11 protein-coding genes are annotated in these 16904 nt (G+C 63.0%); 6 read left to right on the top strand and 5 right to left on the bottom strand.

The features are described from left to right. Nucleotides 1–211: 211 nt before the first annotated feature. Both ACODTW_RS20010 and ACODTW_RS20015 read right to left on the bottom strand, forming a co-directional pair. On the bottom strand, nucleotides 212–649 hold the full coding sequence (locus ACODTW_RS20010; RefSeq protein ID WP_488947839.1) for a hypothetical protein: 438 nt from the start codon (nucleotides 647–649) through the stop codon (nucleotides 212–214). Next, a complete protein-coding gene (locus tag ACODTW_RS20015; RefSeq protein ID WP_488947840.1) occupies nucleotides 642–3923 on the bottom strand; it encodes an nSTAND1 domain-containing NTPase in 3282 nt (1093 codons plus the stop codon). The genes ACODTW_RS20010 and ACODTW_RS20015 overlap by 8 nt, the downstream gene beginning before the upstream one ends. 387 nt (nucleotides 3924–4310) lie before the next feature. On the opposite strand from ACODTW_RS20015, the gene ACODTW_RS20020 reads away from it, so the two are divergent. From ACODTW_RS20020 to scpA, 3 genes are all read left to right on the top strand, one after another. Continuing rightward, a complete protein-coding gene (locus ACODTW_RS20020; RefSeq protein ID WP_488947841.1) occupies nucleotides 4311–5843 on the top strand; it encodes an acyl-CoA carboxylase subunit beta in 1533 nt (510 codons plus the stop codon). A 172-nt stretch (nucleotides 5844–6015) separates the two neighbouring features. Beyond that, the gene (locus ACODTW_RS20025; RefSeq protein ID WP_488947842.1) at nucleotides 6016–8016 is read left to right on the top strand and encodes an acetyl-CoA carboxylase biotin carboxylase subunit; all 2001 of its coding nucleotides are present in this window, start codon (nucleotides 6016–6018) and stop codon (nucleotides 8014–8016) included. Between the two features lie 179 nt (nucleotides 8017–8195). Then, nucleotides 8196–10349, top strand: coding sequence for a methylmalonyl-CoA mutase (gene scpA / locus ACODTW_RS20030; protein ID WP_488947843.1), 2154 nt, complete (start codon nucleotides 8196–8198; stop codon nucleotides 10347–10349). Nucleotides 10350–10520: 171 nt separating this feature from the next. On the opposite strand, the gene ACODTW_RS20035 is transcribed toward scpA, so the two are convergent. Continuing rightward, nucleotides 10521–11225, bottom strand: a complete 705-nt coding sequence (locus ACODTW_RS20035) for an alpha/beta fold hydrolase (RefSeq protein ID WP_488947844.1) — start codon at nucleotides 11223–11225, stop codon at nucleotides 10521–10523. Nucleotides 11226–11441: 216 nt separating this feature from the next. On the opposite strand from ACODTW_RS20035, the gene ACODTW_RS20040 reads away from it, so the two are divergent. After that, on the top strand, nucleotides 11442–11771 hold the full coding sequence (locus tag ACODTW_RS20040) for a hypothetical protein (protein ID WP_488947845.1): 330 nt from the start codon (nucleotides 11442–11444) through the stop codon (nucleotides 11769–11771). 258 nt (nucleotides 11772–12029) lie between these two features. Here ACODTW_RS20040 and ACODTW_RS20045 read toward each other — a convergent pair whose 3' ends face one another. Further along, the gene (locus tag ACODTW_RS20045) at nucleotides 12030–12584 is read right to left on the bottom strand and encodes a hypothetical protein (protein ID WP_488947846.1); all 555 of its coding nucleotides are present in this window, start codon (nucleotides 12582–12584) and stop codon (nucleotides 12030–12032) included. 211 nt (nucleotides 12585–12795) lie between these two features. Beyond that, nucleotides 12796–14295, bottom strand: a complete 1500-nt coding sequence (locus tag ACODTW_RS20050) for a B12-binding domain-containing radical SAM protein (protein ID WP_488947847.1) — start codon at nucleotides 14293–14295, stop codon at nucleotides 12796–12798. A gap of 469 nt (nucleotides 14296–14764) precedes the next feature. On the opposite strand from ACODTW_RS20050, the gene ACODTW_RS20055 reads away from it, so the two are divergent. Both ACODTW_RS20055 and ACODTW_RS20060 read left to right on the top strand, forming a co-directional pair. Beyond that, nucleotides 14765–16060 carry an oligosaccharide flippase family protein gene (locus ACODTW_RS20055; protein WP_488947848.1) on the top strand — a complete coding sequence of 432 codons (1296 nt, stop codon included), beginning with the start codon at nucleotides 14765–14767 and terminating at the stop codon, nucleotides 16058–16060. After that, the gene (locus ACODTW_RS20060; RefSeq protein ID WP_488947849.1) at nucleotides 16053–16904 is read left to right on the top strand and encodes a glycosyltransferase family 2 protein; all 852 of its coding nucleotides are present in this window, start codon (nucleotides 16053–16055) and stop codon (nucleotides 16902–16904) included. Before ACODTW_RS20055 ends, ACODTW_RS20060 begins: the two co-directional genes overlap by 8 nt.

Genomic DNA, 16904 nt, shown 5'->3' on the forward strand with positions numbered 1-16904 from the left:
TTCTTCTGTTATCCTTCCGGATAGTAAGACATTGATTATGAATGATATTTGTCGGAAGAAATGCAGAAGACGGCACGAAATGAAAAGGGGCGGACCCCAGCCTCTCTGGCCTTGGGTCCGCCCCCCTTTCGCGCGTGATCCGTGTCGATCACCCTATTTGCAGAACCCGATCAAGGGCAGGAACTACATCCTGCGCTTCCGGTTGAATGGCTTAGGTTTCCATGCCGGTATTGATGACCTCGGGATCCGAACGGATCGTGCCCATGTCAACATGCTCGCTGAAATTTCCATTGATCAATTCCATGCGCAGCGTAACGCTGCCAACATGGGTGCCGAGATTGATTTGGCCATCATAGACAGAAATAAAATCTCTTGAATTCGGCCCATCTTCTGTCGGAATCAACAGATCAGCATACACATGCGAATCCTCCCGCCGCGGTGTGATCTCTGGCGTGACCAACCTGTAGAGCTTCTTGCTGCTGTCATCGAGGGCAAAATTAATTTTCTGCACGTTCTTCGGAACGGCCAGAGAGAGACCGTCTCCAGTTATACGATTGTAGTACCATTTATAAGTTATATTATTCCCTGTTTTGACCTCATCAATATGAACGATGACAGTCATGGCGTTTCCATCAATAAGCTCAGTCATTCTTTTCTCCATTCTGCATGATGTGGTTGCGGTACATCGTTTCCCGATATCCTATTTTCTCCAGGATAGCGGCACTCTGCGCTGCTGACGTTGGGTCGCCACTGCACATGGCCGCACGTACCCATGGATCAAGCAGGCGGAAATCGTTACTGTTCACGATCTGAGATTTCAGGCGATCGCCGACCTGACGACATGTCAATCTCGCCCTGTCATGCTGTCCCCGCTGTTGCTCCAGATCCGCGCGGGTCAGCAATATGTTTACTTGAGTAATTATGCTCAGCTTGTCATTCACGGCCTTGCTGGGCAGCGACAGCATCAAGTTTTCTGCACTCGAAATACTGGCAGACGATTCATTCAGTCTGCCCCTTCGAATTTCAGCGATTCCTTTCAGCATCAACGCAGTAGCGCGTAATCGAAAGCTCTCGTCGGTCGAGTTATCACGCGATGCTTTGTCAATATCAGCTATGGCCATGTCAATGGCGGTGACGCTTTCAGCTATTGCGTTAATTGAAATCAACCCACGGACTTTTATTAGAGTTGTGTCAGCGCGGCGTGATAGCCATATTTGATTATTAGGTTCTTGTTCAAGGCACAGACTGATTAGATTTATTGCTTCGCCTGCGGCGTCAATCGCCTCTTTATTTCTGCCCAGGGCTAATAGAAGCTGAGCCTTTAACTTGATGGCCAGCCCAAGGCGATAGCGCCAATTTGTGGCCTGCGGATCAATCTCAATTAGGGCGCTAAGCTTTTCACGCTGCCGGTCATAAAGCGTGGCGGCTTCATTAAGATTTCCCGCCTGGGCTTTGCTGTTGGCAAGCAATGAAAGAACATTGGCGACACCCGCGAGAAGGCCGTGATCACCAATGCGGCAGCCAAGTGCTTTTTCCTTCAACGCCAGGGAATAGGTGAAATCTGCGGCGGCCGCGTCCTCGCTTCCCCGTCTTGCCTTAAGGGTGCCAAGACTGGACAGGGCATAGGACAGCTCCAGCCAGGCATCAACATCATCGGGGTTCAGATCCATCATCCGTTGCGCAAAAATGCGATATTGCTCAAATCGCTTTTCGGTTTCATCCAACCGCCCCCGATCCAGCGCGATCTGCCCGAACCAGAACGCCACCGCCCCGGCGGTCTTCAGCAAATCCCCATCCACCGGCCCCTGCGCCAGATTGACCTGCAACAGCGCCTCCGCGCGCGCCAGCGCCGTCAGTGCGGCATCCACGTTACCGCGTGACCGGTTCACATCCGCCAGCGTCAAAAGCGCCTTGGCCTGTCGTAGTCGGAGCGGACCGGGCATGCGGCCGGGATCCTCAGCGGTTAGATAGGCCATGGCTTTCTGCGCCACCCCATCCAGCAGGTCCAGCCTAGCCAGCGGCTGCAATTTCTCCGTCAGGTCGCCCAGCATGAAATCGACCAGCCCTTCGGCCTCATCCCGGCGCTGGGCAGCCTGATATTCGGCCTTGCGGGCCTGATAGCCCATTGCCAGGGCTACCAGGGCGATCAGCGCGAAACCGAAGACGGCGCCCAGGCGCAGCCGGTCGGCCCGGCGCGCCTGACGGGAGGAGGCCGCGATCAGGGCGGCCACATCGTCCGACAGAGGCACGGCGCGGGCCCGCAGCAGGTCCAGTGCCTCTTCCAGCGGCCGGCCCTGGCGCAGCAGCCGGTCGGCCCGGCGGCCATCGTTCAGCCATTGCTGGGTCTCGCCCTCCAGCCGGGCGCGGATACGCAGCGCCTGATGATGTTCGGATATCCAGGCCACCGCGCGCGGCCATTGCCGCAACAGGGCTTCGTGCGCCACCCCGAATACCGGCTCCGCCCCATGCACCAGGCTGACGAACAGCCTTTCGTCGACAAAGGTCTGGACCAGCCGCCTCTCATCCAGTCCCCCCAGTGCCGACCAGGGGGCTTGCAGGCCACGGGCGGCCCCGTCGCTGCCGCCCACGGCCACGATCAGGGAGAAGATATGCGGCAGCGTCGCCTGGGCGGCGGCCGGTAGATTCTCCAGAATGGCGTCGGCCCGGCGCCCGATGGCGCCATCAATGCCGCCCAGCGCCCGATAGGCGGCCAGTGTCAGTTCCCGGCCAGGGCTGCGCTGCAGGTATAATTGCTGCAACGTATATTGCAGCAGCGGCAGTGCGTCGGGATTATCGGCCACCCCGTCACACAGCAGATCGTCCAGATGCTCCCCGCTGACGGCATCCACGCCGAAACTGAGGCCGGCCATCTGGGCCGGCTGGCGGATCATGCGGGCGATCTCGGTCCGGGTGGGCGGGGCCAGATCGAAATGACCGCCGGCCTCCTTGCCCTCCATCAGCAGGGGTTCGCGCGCCAGGTCGGGATAGAAATCGTTGCGGCAGGCGGCGATGACGATGAAGGAACCGGACCGGGCCAGCCGGTCCAGCGCCGTCAGGAACTGTGCGCGTTGCAGGCTGCCGCCGCCGGGCGTGCCGAACAGCGCTTCCAGCCGGTCGATGAACAGGACAAAGCGGCCATCCGCCGCATCGGCCGGCATGGGCAGACAGGTCGCGGGCTCCCCGCCCTCGTCGGTCAGCCGGTCGCCAATCTCCTCCGCGCTCAGCCCCGTGAACAGCGGCGCATCGTCCCAATACAGATCCAGCAGCGCGCCGCCCAGGGCCGTGGCCAGCGGCAATCCGCCGACATCACCCAGGTCCAGGGCGACCGCATCATGGATGGGCACGGCCACCGCGCCGCGGCGCAGTGCCGGCATCAGCCCCGCCTGGATCAGGGAGGTCTTGCCGCTGCCGCTGGGCCCCAGCACCAGCAGCAGGGGGCGCCCGGCCGCCAGCCGCCCGGACAGGGCCGTGACCAGCCGCGCCACCGCCGCTTCCCGACCGAAAAACACCGCGGCATGGGCCGCGTCGAAGGATGTCAGGCCGACATAGGGCGATTGCCGCGCCCAGTCCTCCGCCGGTCCCGCCAGGCTGTGGCCGGGGGGGAAGGTGACGGGCGCGATGGTGCGATAACCGCGCTTGCGGATATTCTCGATATAGGTCGGCTGGGTGACGCTGTCGCGCAGGGCGCGGCGCAGCTGCGTGATGGCCTTATGGACCTGGTTCTCGCCGACGACCAACCCGTCCCAGCACAGATGCAACAGATCCGCCGCACTCAGGATGGTGCCAGCCTGATGACACAAGGCCGACAGCACATCCATGGCACGCGGCTCGACCTGTATTTCGACCGGCTCCGTGCAATGGCGGATCATGCAGGCGCGTGCATCGATCTGCCAGTCTCCGAATTGGAAGCTCTCGCTTTTCAATGACGGCTCCCTGATTGCCGATGGCCTGCGGACGACCGCAACCATACCGGCAACGATGGGAAACGGTCTACGACGATTTCTAATGATTGTCCTCCCAATAGTCTACAGAGCAATCAAAAGGAGAAGTCACCATACGCCGAGATGGTGTGGGCCTGCCGTCAATCGGGGTACGCCATGGCGGCCCACGCTCCTGGTCGCGACAATGGGGGATCCGCCCGGGGCGATCCATGCCACGGGTTGCGTATGGGCATGTTGCGAATTTGCAAAATTTGCAATTTGCCTGTGGCGCGTTCGCATTTATGCACCCATCCACGCCTATCCGCGGCGCGGCAAAATTTGCAAACTCCGCCCAACTTCCCATAAACCTTTCCCAAGGGGCGGAATTCGATGCATGACGTGCTGATAAGGTTGGAAGAGAAGCGGGCCGGTGCCCGTCAGGGCGGCGGTTACAAGCGCATCGCGGCCCAGCATTCCAAGGGTAAGCTGACAGCGCGGGAGCGCATCGAGATCCTGTTGGACGAAGGCTCGTTCGAAGAATGGGACATGTTCGTCGAACATCGGTGCAACGATTTTGGTATGGACGGGCAGAAGGTGCCGGGCGACGGTGTGGTCACCGGCCACGGCACCATCAATGGCCGTCTGGTCTTCGTCTTCAGCCAGGATTTCACGGTCTTCGGCGGCTCCCTGTCGGAAGCGCATGCCGAAAAGATCTGCAAGATCATGGATCAGGCCATGAAGGTCGGCGCCCCCGTCATCGGCCTGAATGACAGCGGCGGTGCCCGCATTCAGGAAGGTGTGGCCTCGCTCGGCGGCTATGCCGAAGTGTTCCAGCGCAATGTGCTGGCGTCCGGCGTGGTGCCGCAGATCAGCCTGATCATGGGCCCCTGCGCCGGCGGTGCCGTGTACAGCCCCGCCATGACCGACTTCATCTTCATGGTGAAGGACAGCTCCTACATGTTCGTCACCGGCCCCGATGTGGTGAAGACGGTGACGCATGAGGTGGTGACGGCCGAAGAACTGGGCGGGGCGGTGACCCACACGTCCAAGTCCGGTGTGGCCGATCTGGCCTTCGAAAATGACGTGCAGGCCCTGCTGGAAACCCGCCGTCTGGTGGATTTCCTGCCCTTGTCGAACCAGGAAAAGCCGCCCTCGCGCCCCACGCCGGATGCGCCCGACCGTCAGGAGATGAGCCTGGACACTCTGGTCCCGGCCAATCCCAACAAGCCCTACGATATGAAGGAATTGATCCTGAAGATCGTGGATGAGGGCGATTTCTTCGAAATCCAGCCGGATTACGCCCGGAACATCATCACCGGCTTTGCCCGCATGCAGGGATCGACCGTCGGTTTTGTCGCCAACCAGCCCATGGTGCTGGCCGGCTGCCTGGATATCGACAGCGCCATCAAGGCCGCGCGCTTTGTCCGCTTCTGCGACGCCTTCAACATCCCCATCGTGACGCTGGTGGACGTGCCCGGCTTCCTGCCCGGCACGGCCCAGGAATATAACGGCATCATCAAGCATGGCGCCAAGCTGCTGTTCGCCTATGCCGAGGCCACCGTGCCGAAGGTGACTGTGATTACCCGCAAGGCCTATGGCGGGGCCTATGACGTGATGGCGTCCAAGCATCTGCGCGGCGACGTCAATTACGCCTGGCCGACGGCGGAAATTGCCGTGATGGGACCGAAGGGGGCGGTGGAGATCATCTTCCGCGGCGATATCGGTGACCAGACCAAGATTGAGGAGCGGACGGAGGAATACCGCCAGAAATTCGCCAATCCGTTCGTGGCGGCCAGCCGTGGCTATATCGACGATGTGATCATGCCCCACGGCACCCGCCGCCGCCTGTGCAAGGCGCTTTCCATGCTGAAGAACAAGCAGCTTCAGAACCCCTGGAAGAAGCACGACAATCTGCCGCTGTGATGTCTCGCGGGCGCCACTCTTTCCCGTCATCCCGGTGACAAGCCGGGACCCAGGGTCAGAGGCCGGCGCTTGGGACTCCTGGGTCCCGGCTTTCGCCGGGATGACGGAATGAAACAGCGAGAACCATGAAAGACGCGCGTTCCACGCGCTCCGACACGAGGTCACCGGCCCCATGTTCAACAAAATCCTTATCGCCAACCGTGGCGAAATCGCCTGCCGCGTCATCAAGACCGCCCGCCGCATGGGCATCAAGACCGTGGCCGTCTATTCCGACGCCGATGCCGGCGCCCTGCATGTGGAGATGGCGGACGAGGCGGTGCATATCGGCCCGGCCCCGTCGGCCCAATCCTACCTGATCGCCGACAAGATCATCGAGGCCTGCAAGAAGACGGGTGCGGAGGCCGTGCATCCCGGCTATGGCTTCCTGTCGGAAAAGGCGCCTTTCTGCGAGGCGTTGAAGCAGAACGGCATCACCTTCATCGGCCCCGATGTGCATGCCATCGGCGCCATGGGCGACAAGATCGAGAGCAAGAAGCTGGCCAAGGCGGCCGGCGTCTCCACCGTCCCCGGTTACCTGGGCGTGATCAAGGATGATGAGGAAGCGGTCCGCATCGCCCGCGACATCGGCTATCCGGTCATGATCAAGGCGTCGGCCGGCGGTGGCGGCAAGGGCATGCGCGTGGCCTGGAACGATGCCGAAGCCCGCGACGGCTTCCGGTCGGCCACCAACGAGGCCCGGTCCAGCTTCGCCGATGACCGTGTCTTCATCGAAAAATACATCACCGAGCCGCGCCATATCGAAATCCAGCTTCTGGCCGATGCGCATGGCAACGCCGTCTACCTGAATGAGCGTGAATGCTCCATTCAGCGCCGTCACCAGAAGGTGATTGAGGAGGCGCCGTCGCCCTTCCTGGACGCCGCGACCCGCAAGGCCATGGGTGAACAGTCCGTCGCGCTGGCCAAGGCGGTGCAGTACCGGTCGGCCGGTACCGTGGAATTCATCGTCGACAAGGACCGCAATTTCTATTTCCTGGAGATGAACACCCGGTTGCAGGTGGAACATCCCGTCACGGAAATGATCACCGGCCTGGATCTGGTCGAACTGATGATCCGGGTTGCCGCCGGGGAGAAGCTGCCCATCCGTCAGGATGATGTCGGCATCAATGGCTGGTCGCTGGAAGCACGCGTCTATGCGGAGGAGCCGACCCGCGGCTTTCTGCCCTCCACGGGCCGTGTCACCCGTTACCGCCCGCCCGCAGAGGGCCGCCGCGCCGATGGTTCCATCGTCCGTGTCGATACCGGCGTGTATGAGGGCGGCGAGATCAGCATGTATTACGATCCCATGATCGCCAAGCTGATCACCTGGGCGCCGACGCGTGGGCAGGCGACCGATGCCATGGCCGATGCGCTGGACGGGTTCCAGATCCGCGGCGTGGGCCATAACATCTCCTTCCTCACCTCGCTGATGCAGAAGCAGCGCTTCCGCGACGGCCGCCTGACCACGAACTTCATCGCGGAGGAATATCCCGACGGGTTCCATGGCCTGACCCCGGATGATGCCGTGCGCGACCGTCTGCTGGCGCTGGCTGTGGTGCTGCACAACCGGGTTGCCACGCGTGATGCCATGGTGTCGGGCCAGATGGCGGGCCACGCCTTCCATGTCCGCCCCGATTGGGTGGCGCGGGCCGGACGGCAGAACCACAAGGCCCATATCAGCAATTGCGGTGGCGATACCGAGGTCCGGCTGGACAGCGGTGCCTATTTCGTCGTCGGCGACTGGGAAATCGGCCAGAGCCTGTGGCAGGGCACCATCGGCGGCACCTATCTGACGGTGCAGGTGGACCGCAAGGGCACGTCCTGGGTTCTGACCCATGGCGGCTTCGCCTTCACGGTGGACGTGCTGACCCCGCGCGCGGCGGATTTTGCCGAACTGATGCCGGTGAAGCTGCCGCCCGACATGTCCAAATACTTGCTCTCCCCCATGCCGGGCCTGCTGGTCTCGGTATCGGTCAAGGAAGGGGAGGCGGTGAAGGCCGGCCAGGAACTGGCCGTGGTCGAAGCCATGAAGATGGAAAACATCCTGCGGGCCGAGGCCGACGGCACGGTGAAGAAAGTCCACGCCGTCAAGGGCGCGTCTCTGGCCGTGGATGAGAAGATCATCGAGTTCGAGTGAGCCAAAAGAACGGCGCCCGGTAGAGCCTATCCGGTCCCGTCTGACAAACGTGCCTTCCCCGCGAAAGCGGGGATCCAGGGGTCGCAGACCAATCGTCATTTCATGCGGCCCCTGGACCCCCGCTTCCGCGGGGGAAGCAAGAAGAGATTTGAGCCAGCACCCTCCCCCGGAGACCTTCCATGACCCAGTTCCCCACCAAGACCCTCGCCGACTGGGAAGCGCTTGCCGCCAAGGATGCCGGCGCCGATGCCAGCCTGTCCGACCTGACCCGCACCACGGCGGAAGGGCTGGCGGTGAAGCCGCTCTACACGGCCGAAGACCTGGAGGGGCTGGAGACGACCGGCACGCTGCCCGGCTTCGCGCCCTTCGTGCGCGGCCCGCGCGCTACTATGTATGCGGTCAAGCCCTGGACCATCCGCCAGTACGCGGGCTTCTCCACGGCCGAGGCCAGCAACAAATTCTACCGCGCCAATCTGGCGGCGGGGCAGATGGGCCTGTCGGTGGCCTTCGATCTGGCCACCCATCGTGGCTACGACAGCGACCATCCCCGCGTGGTGGGCGATGTCGGCAAGGCCGGCGTGGCCATCGATTCTGTCGAGGATATGAAGATCCTGTTCGACGGCATCCCGCTGGACAAGATGTCCGTGTCCATGACCATGAACGGCGCCGTGCTGCCCATCCTGGCCATGTATATCGTGGCCGGTGAGGAACAGGGCGTGCCGACGGCCAAGCTCTCCGGCACCATTCAGAATGACATTCTGAAGGAGTTCATGGTCCGCAACACCTATATCTATCCGCCCGAACCCAGCATGCGGATCATCGCGGACATCATCGAATATACCGCGCACAACATGCCCAAGTTCAATTCCATCTCCATCTCCGGCTACCATATGCAGGAAGCCGGCGCCACGGCGGTGCAGGAACTGGCCTTCACCCTGGCCGACGGCATGGAATATGTGCGCGCGGCCCTGGCCAAGGGCCTGAATGTCGACAAGTTCGCCCCGCGCCTCAGCTTCTTCTTCGCCATCGGCATGGATTTCTTCATGGAGGTGGCGAAGCTGCGCGCGGCCCGCCTGCTCTGGGCCAAGCTGATGGACAAGCATTTCCAGCCCAAGGACGCCCGCTCCCTGGCGCTGCGCACCCATTGCCAGACCTCTGGCGTGTCGCTGACGGAGCAGGACCCCTATAACAACGTCATCCGCACGACGATCGAGGCGATGGCCGCCATCATGGGCGGTACACAGTCGCTGCACACCAACAGCTTTGACGAGGCCCTGGGCCTGCCCACGCCCTTCAGTGCCCGCATCGCCCGCAACACGCAGTTGATCATCGCCGAGGAAACCCGCATCCCGCATGTCGTGGACCCGCTGGGCGGCTCCTACTATGTCGAGCATCTGACGGCCAGCCTGGCCGAGGCGGCTGAAAAGCTGATCGAGCAGGTGGAGGGCATGGGCGGCATGACCAAGGCCGTGGAAAGCGGCCTGCCCAAGCTGATGATCGAGGAGGCGGCCGCCCGCCGTCAGGCCCGCATCGACCGGGGCGAGGAAGTCATCGTCGGCGTCAACAAGTACCGTCCGCAGAACCCGGAAACGGTGGATGTGCTGGACATCGACAACACCGCCGTGCGCGAGGCCCAGGTCGCCCTGCTGCAGCGCATCCGCGCCACCCGCGACGAAGCCAAGGTCCGCGAGACGCTGGCGGCCCTGACCAAGGCGGCGGCGGAGAAGTCCGGCAACCTGCTGGCGCTCGCCGTGGACGCCGCCCGCGCCCGCGCCACCGTTGGGGAGATTTCCGACGCCATGGAAGAGGTGTTCACCCGTCACCGCGCCGTCATCCGCTCCGTCTCCGGCGTCTATGGCGCGGCGTACGAGGGTGATGCCGGCTTCCAGCAGATCCAGAAGGACGTGGCCGCCTTTGCCGAGACCGAGGGCCGCCGCCCCCGCATGCTGGTGGTGAAGATGGGCCAGGACGGCCATGACCGCGGCGCCAAGGTCATCGCCACCGCCTTTGCCGATATCGGCTTCGACGTCGATGTCGGCGCCCTGTTCCAGACGCCGGAGGAGGCGGCGCGTCAGGCCATCGAGAATGACGTGCATGTCGTCGGCGTCTCCAGCCTCGCCGCCGGTCACAAGACCCTGGTCCCGCAACTGGCCGCCGCCCTGAAGGAACAGGGGGCCGGCGACATCCTGATCATCTGCGGCGGCGTCATCCCGCCCCAGGATTACGATTTCCTGCTGAAATCCGGCGCCGCCGCCATATATGGCCCCGGCACCAACATCCCCAAGGCCGCCGCCGAAATCCTGGACATGATCCAGGCCAAGCGCACCGCCTGACCCGCTCTTCCGTGGGGTAAAGGCGAAGGGGGCGGCCGCGGGGGCGCCCCCTTTTTTCTTAGAGACGGACCGGTTTAATTAGAATCGGCATGGTTCTCTCCACCGTCACCCCGGCCTTCGCCGGGGTGACGGTAGTGAGAGGTATTCCGGGCCCTCCCAAACCGACAACCCCTACGCCAGCCACGCCCGCAGGGCATCATTGAACGAAGTCGGTTCTTCCGCCGGGGCCATGTGGCCGGCATTATCGATGATGAACAGACGCGCGGCAGGGATGGCGGCTTCCATCTCCTGGTGCTGGCCCACGGGTGACCATTGATCATCCCGGCCGACGATCAAGGCGGTGGGGCAGGTGAGGGTCGGCAGCACCGGCCCCGCATCGGGCCGGGCCAGCAGGGCCGTGATCTGCGCCTCATAGGTCGCCACCCCGGCATCGACGCACATGGCGCGCAGCGCGACATAGAGGTCCCTGTCCCCGGCATGGGCCGGGCCGATCATGGGCGGCAGCCATTGATCCACCATCGCCCCCGCCCCTTCACTGCGGCCCAGATCGCGCAGGGCGAAGCGCTTTTCCGCCTCCCCCGGCCGCACCGGATGCACGCCCGTATCGGCCAGCGCCAGCCGCGCCACCCGTTCCGGCGCGCGGCGATACAGCTCCAGCGCGACGCGCGCCCCCATGGAATGGCCCAGCAGGGCACAGCGCGCCGGCATCCGGGCCAGGGCATAATCCACCATGGAAGCGATGCTGTCGGCCCCGCCATAAAAGCCATCGACACAGCGCCCGCCAAAGGCCAGCAGCTGATGCCCGAACATGCGGCTGTCACACATCAATCCGGGCAGGATCACCAGCGGGGCGTCACAGGGGGCAGGGGCTTGCATGTGCGGTCCTTTGCGGATTTACGGCTCCAGTGATGGCACGGCGAGCGTCCGACCGATCATTGCTTTTGGGGTGCCGGGATAAGCTTTGGCTAAGATCGGGGCCGCGGCCGTCACCGCGCTGTCGGCCGCTCCCATGAACCGACGCCAGATTGACGACGGAAGCCGCTTTCTCCTAGAATATGACAGATGTCATTCTATTTAACGCAGGGGGCCGGATTGCAGGTTGACCGGGACAAATTTCTGCTGCTGTTCTTCATGGTCACCTGTGCCGTCATTTCGGTCATGGCCTTCGGCATTCGCCGGACCACGGCTTGCGTCAAGAAGCACCTGACCGATCGCGGATTCAAAATCCGGTACACCAGGGGACCCTATCCCCCCGCCTTCCACAGCGAATATCACGGCGTGCTCCACAAATCGCAATTTGCCGTGATCATGCATGTTGAGGACAAGGATGGCGGCCGGTACCAATATCACTACGCGATCGGCGATATGGGCTTCGGCCTCCTGTTCAATGTGTACTCCCTGCTCAAGATCAGCGCGGATTGACAGGGCCGGTCGCTCCCGCAGGCGCCCCTTTCCCTATCCGATGAAAGCCGGCACCCAGGGTGAGTCCGGCGTCCGAAACCTTAGCCAGCGCGCAACCCTGCGCATTTTCCGTCTACCGGGCCAGACGAGCCCCCCTGGGCGCCAGCCAAGCCGCCGGTAGCGACGCCCGGCGCATGAGGGCGCAACCGCTACCAGGAGCCATGTCCCATGGCTCTTGCTATATGACTTACGGGCCTTTCGTCCTGGCACTGAGCGCGTTCAGGCCGTTCCCCGCCGCAACCGGCCGATCAGCCGCAGGTTGGCGCCTGCTGCCAGGGCAATGATGAAGCCGATCACGGACGACACCCACCCCTGCCATCCGGCCAGTTCGGGGACGCGGTCCAGCATCAGCAGGGCGCCCGTCATCATTGCCACCGTGGCCCAGGGGCGCAGCAGTTCCAAGGCGAACAGCCCGCCCGGCTGCGGCGTCACCAGAGAGAGGGGGCGGTCCATCGGCACCTGCTGGCAGGCGACAGCCAGCAGACCGATGCCGCCCAGGCCCAACAGCAGCCATGCGATCAGCAAGGCTGCCAGGGTCCCTGGTACTCCACCCCACAGATAAAGCGGGCCTAGGGCCGCCAGGGCCGGCAGGGACAGCACGATCAGGCCCAGCGCTGCCCGTGGCAACCGCGCCGCCCATTCCGGTTTCACCCGCGCCACGCGCAGCCACGCATCCTCCGGCATCTGGATGGCGCCCGTTGGCACCGGTTCCCCGCGCAGGTCGGTGCGCCAGGAATGATAAAGAGCACCCTGGTCATCCCGGTACAGCGGCATCCTGCGTCCCCCTCCACAGCTCATTCCAGCGCAGCATAGCCCATTGCACCCGCACCGCGAAACCGCCGCGATTCTTGCCTCTCTCCGGTCTGTCGTGATGGGGGAATATCCCTTTCTGGTCACGCCGGCGCGCAAGCAGGCCATGATGATGGCGCAGTTGGTTGCATCAATGCCGGCTGACAGGCAACTGCGGGGCGGGGGAGGCCGGGCGCTACGCCGCCGCGACGAGTGGTGCTTCCAGCAATTGGCGCCGCAGGCGCACCCTGGCCATATCCTCGACATGGGCGCGGGTTTCGGGCCCGAAACGCTGGCTCACCATGTCCAGATAAGGCGGGTTCTCGAAATATTCGTGGAAGGCGGCGTCCCGGAATCTCAGCACGTCGGCGGCACTGACCTTCTCGGTCGCCAGCGGCTGGCAGTCATAGCTGTGCTGGGAGAAGCCGGACCAGGCGGCCGGCAGGGCCCAGCCCCTGGCCAGGGCGGTGTCGTACAGGGGGGAGCCCGGATAGGCCATGGCCGAATAGAAATTGCCGAATTCGCAGTTCAGTTCCTTGGCCAGGTCCAATGTCGCCCGCATCGTTTCCAGATCATCGTCGGGCAGGCCGAAAATGTAATTGCCGATGACGGCGATGTCGGCCTTCTGGATTTCCCGGACGATGCTGACAATGTCATCATGCTTCAGCGCCTTCTGCGCACCGTCCCGGACATGTTTGGAACCGGACTCGATGCCCAGCGCCAGCCAGCGGAAACCCGCCTTGCGCAGCTTTTCCAGCATGCGCGGCTTCACGGTATCGACCCGCGCATAGGCCCAGATATTCAGATCGCTATAGCCGCCCTGGATCAGCAGATCGCAGATACCCATGACGTGACGCTCGTTCAGCACGAACATCTCGTCGACGATCTTGAAGGTCCGCACCCCATGGCTGTGGTAAAGAAAGTCGATCTCGGCCACGACGGCTTGCGGGCTGCGCATGCGATACCGGTTCACATCGAACGGTGCATTGATGCAGCAGAACGAACATTTAAAGGGGCAGCCCAGCGACGTATAGATGGAGGCATAGGGCTTGCGGGTGCTGAGATCATGAAAACATTGCCAATTATGGGCCCGGTACCGGTCCATCGGCAGCAGGTCCCAGACGTTGCCATGCAGGTCGCCATCCAGATCCTCGATCAGGGCCGGGCTGCGGTTGACGGTCACCGTCCCGCCCTGCCACCAGCCCAGCCCCTCCACCGTCGCGAAATCCGCGCTCGCCCCGGCCTTCAGTGCCTCGATCAACTGCACGATGGTCCGCGGCCCCTCGCCCTTGCAGACGAAATCCACCTTCTCCTCACGCAGGGTGCGTTCCGGCAAGGCGGAAACATGGCTGCCGACCATGATGATCGGCTGGTCGGGCAGCAGCTCCTTGATGGCGCGGCAGGCCATGCCGGCACCCAGCATCTGCTGCGTCGAGGCCGAAGGCTGGTGGCCGAACACGACCATGGCGACCAGGCGCGGGCTCAGCTGGCGCACCCGTTCGGCCACCATCTGCGGCCCGCAATTTTCCGCCTCCGTATCCAGGATGGCGATGGAATAGCCGCGGTCGCGGACATAGCCGCCGATCAGCCGGCACCAGAGCGGCGGCTCCACAGCGGTCAACTCATTGCCAAGGCTCTGGTAAATCTGTTCCCGCCCGCCAGGGTTGATCAACAGGAGATCGATCTTCTCTGCCATGATAAATAGCCCCGACCAGCAATGCTTCATTCACAGAATGGTTAGCTGCCAAAAATCCCCACCATTATGCAGATCGCCCGATCACCTAAAAGTGAAAAAAGCAGAGGATTACGTATTATCGGACAATGCCCGACGCCCGGCGATCAGGTTGGTGGGCAGAATGTCATGGTATCTGACATTTTCAATGTAGGATTGACTGCCAAGAAGGCCATCGGCCGACGTAGCCGCGCTGTGGGTCGTTCAGCGTGGCGCGCGCAAGGCGACTGTCCTCGGCTGACTGTCTCCGATCTGGTCATGCGGCTGCCACTTGCCCACACCGGGAAGCCCAAATCGGCCAATCGGCTGTGCGATCCGTGCGGGCAGCCGTGCAAGGGCGCACCGCGCATTCCCGCCAAAATTGTGATAAGCGACCGGTCACTGGATGTCGCATAATCGTCCGATCGGGTCGTCCGCACTGTCTGGAATGGTCATGAGCAATGGTGCCAAGGTCCTGAAGTCGCTGCCGGCCCTGTTCGGCGTGCAGGCCATGCAATATGTCATTCCGCTGCTGACGATCCCGTTTCTGCTGCGGGTGCTGGGGCTGGATGGCTGGGGACGGCTGGCGCTGCTGATGAGTTTCGCACAGCTGGCCCTGATCCCGCTTGAATATGGTTTCCACATCACCGCCACCCAGGCGGCGGCCCGCCGCCAGGATGATCGGCCGGCCCTGGCCCGGCTTTTCGGGGCGGTGACCGCCGCCAAGCTGCTGATCGCGCTGGTGCTGGCCGGGCCACTCTATGCCGCGACCCTGCTGCTGCCGCATGTCGAGGCGGACCGCATCCTGCCGGCCTGGGCCCTGCTGGCCGCCATCCTGCAGGCCCAGGATCCGCTCTGGTTCTTTCTGGGCGCCGAACGGCCCAGCCGTATTGCCATGGTGACGATCGTGGCACGGCTGGCGGCCCTGGGCGGCATGGTGCTGCTGATCCGCGGTCCCGGCGATGCCTGGATCTATTTCATGTCCCAGGCGCTGGCCTGGCTAGCCGTGCTGATCATCGGCATCATCTGGGTTCGGCGCGAGACCGGGTTCACGGCCCGCCATATCAGGCACCCATGGCCGGTGCTGAAGGATGGCTTTCGGATATTTCAGCTTCATCTGGGCGGCAATATTTTTGACATGCTGATGCCCATTGTGCTGGGCACCGTGACCAGCCCTGCTGCCGTCGGCCTGTTCGTGGGGGCCGATAAGCTGGCGCGTGCCCTGACGGGCCTGCTGGGGCCGTTCCGCACCGCCCTGTTTCCCCGCATGACCAGTCTGATGCGCGACAGCCGGGAAGAAGGGGCGCGGCTTTGGCGCTGGGCACTGGTGCGGGTTGGCGGCGTCTCCGTCATCATCGCGCTGGGGCTGTTCCTGACGGCCGATCTGGTCAGCCGCTACTTTCTGGGGCCTGAGGCGGTGGGCGCGGCTGACATCCTGCGTCTGCTGTGCCTGTTCGTGCCCTTGTCGGTGTTGAACAGTGTCCTTGGGGTGCAATGGATGATCCCCATCGGGCAGGAGGCGACATTGCGCAACGCCTACCTTGCCGCGGGCCTTCTGCGCCTGGCCTTCTGTTCCATGCTGGGAAGCGAACAGGCGGCGCATGGCGCGGCCCTGGCCAATATCCTGTCGGAACTGCTCGTGCTGGGCACTTGTACGGTAAGGTTGCACCGTCTAGACATGGCCCCCTGGTCATCCCCGCCGAACGGCCCCGCGGCCCCGTCACCTGTCGGAGTTCAGCAGCATGAGTGAACATTTTGGATTCAGGCCCGGCAAGCGGCCCCCACCGGCGCCGGACATGCCCGTGTACAGCCTGATCACCATGATGCGCAATGCGGCCGGCACCTTGGAAAAGACGCTGGAGAGTGTCGCCCGGCAGACCTATCCGGCCATCGAATATATCGTCGTCGACGCTGCATCGACGGACGGGACGGTCGATATCCTGCGTCGGTATGAACATCTCTTCAGTTTCTGGTGCTCGGAACCCGACAAAGGCGCAATTGATGGCGCCAACAAGGCCATATTGAAGGCAACAGGCCGCTATATCGGCTTTGTCTATGCCGATGACTGGCTGCCCGATGATTTCGTGGAAAAGTCGGTCGCCGCGTTCGCCCGGACAGGCGCCGATTTTGTGTTCGGCGACATGAATTTCCACAAGGATGGGGAGTTCCTGTTCAGGCTGCCGGGCGACCCGGACTATCGGCGCAAGATGTCCTATCGAGGGCCGGTGATGAACTTCCCCAGCCTGTCCGCCATGGCCCAGGTTTATGAAAAGATTGGCCTCTATGATCCGGCCTATAAGGTATCCCCGGATTATGAGTGGCTGTTCCGGGTCCATCGCGGCGGCTGCGAGGGCGCTTATGACCCGGCGATCGGGTATGATTTCCGCATCGGCGGCAACTCCACCCGGCACAACATCACGGGCTATGTGGAAAATGCGCTGGCCAATGTGCGGCTGGGCGCCAATCCGGTGCCCGTCTGGGCGTTTGCCTTGCTGAAGATGGCGTTTCACACCTTTGACGATTGGCTGCGTGACCACGTCTCCGCCAGAACCTATGTGCGCATACGCAACTTCCGCAAGGCCATCACGGGCTGA

The organism is Niveispirillum sp. FG148, assembly GCF_057809655.1.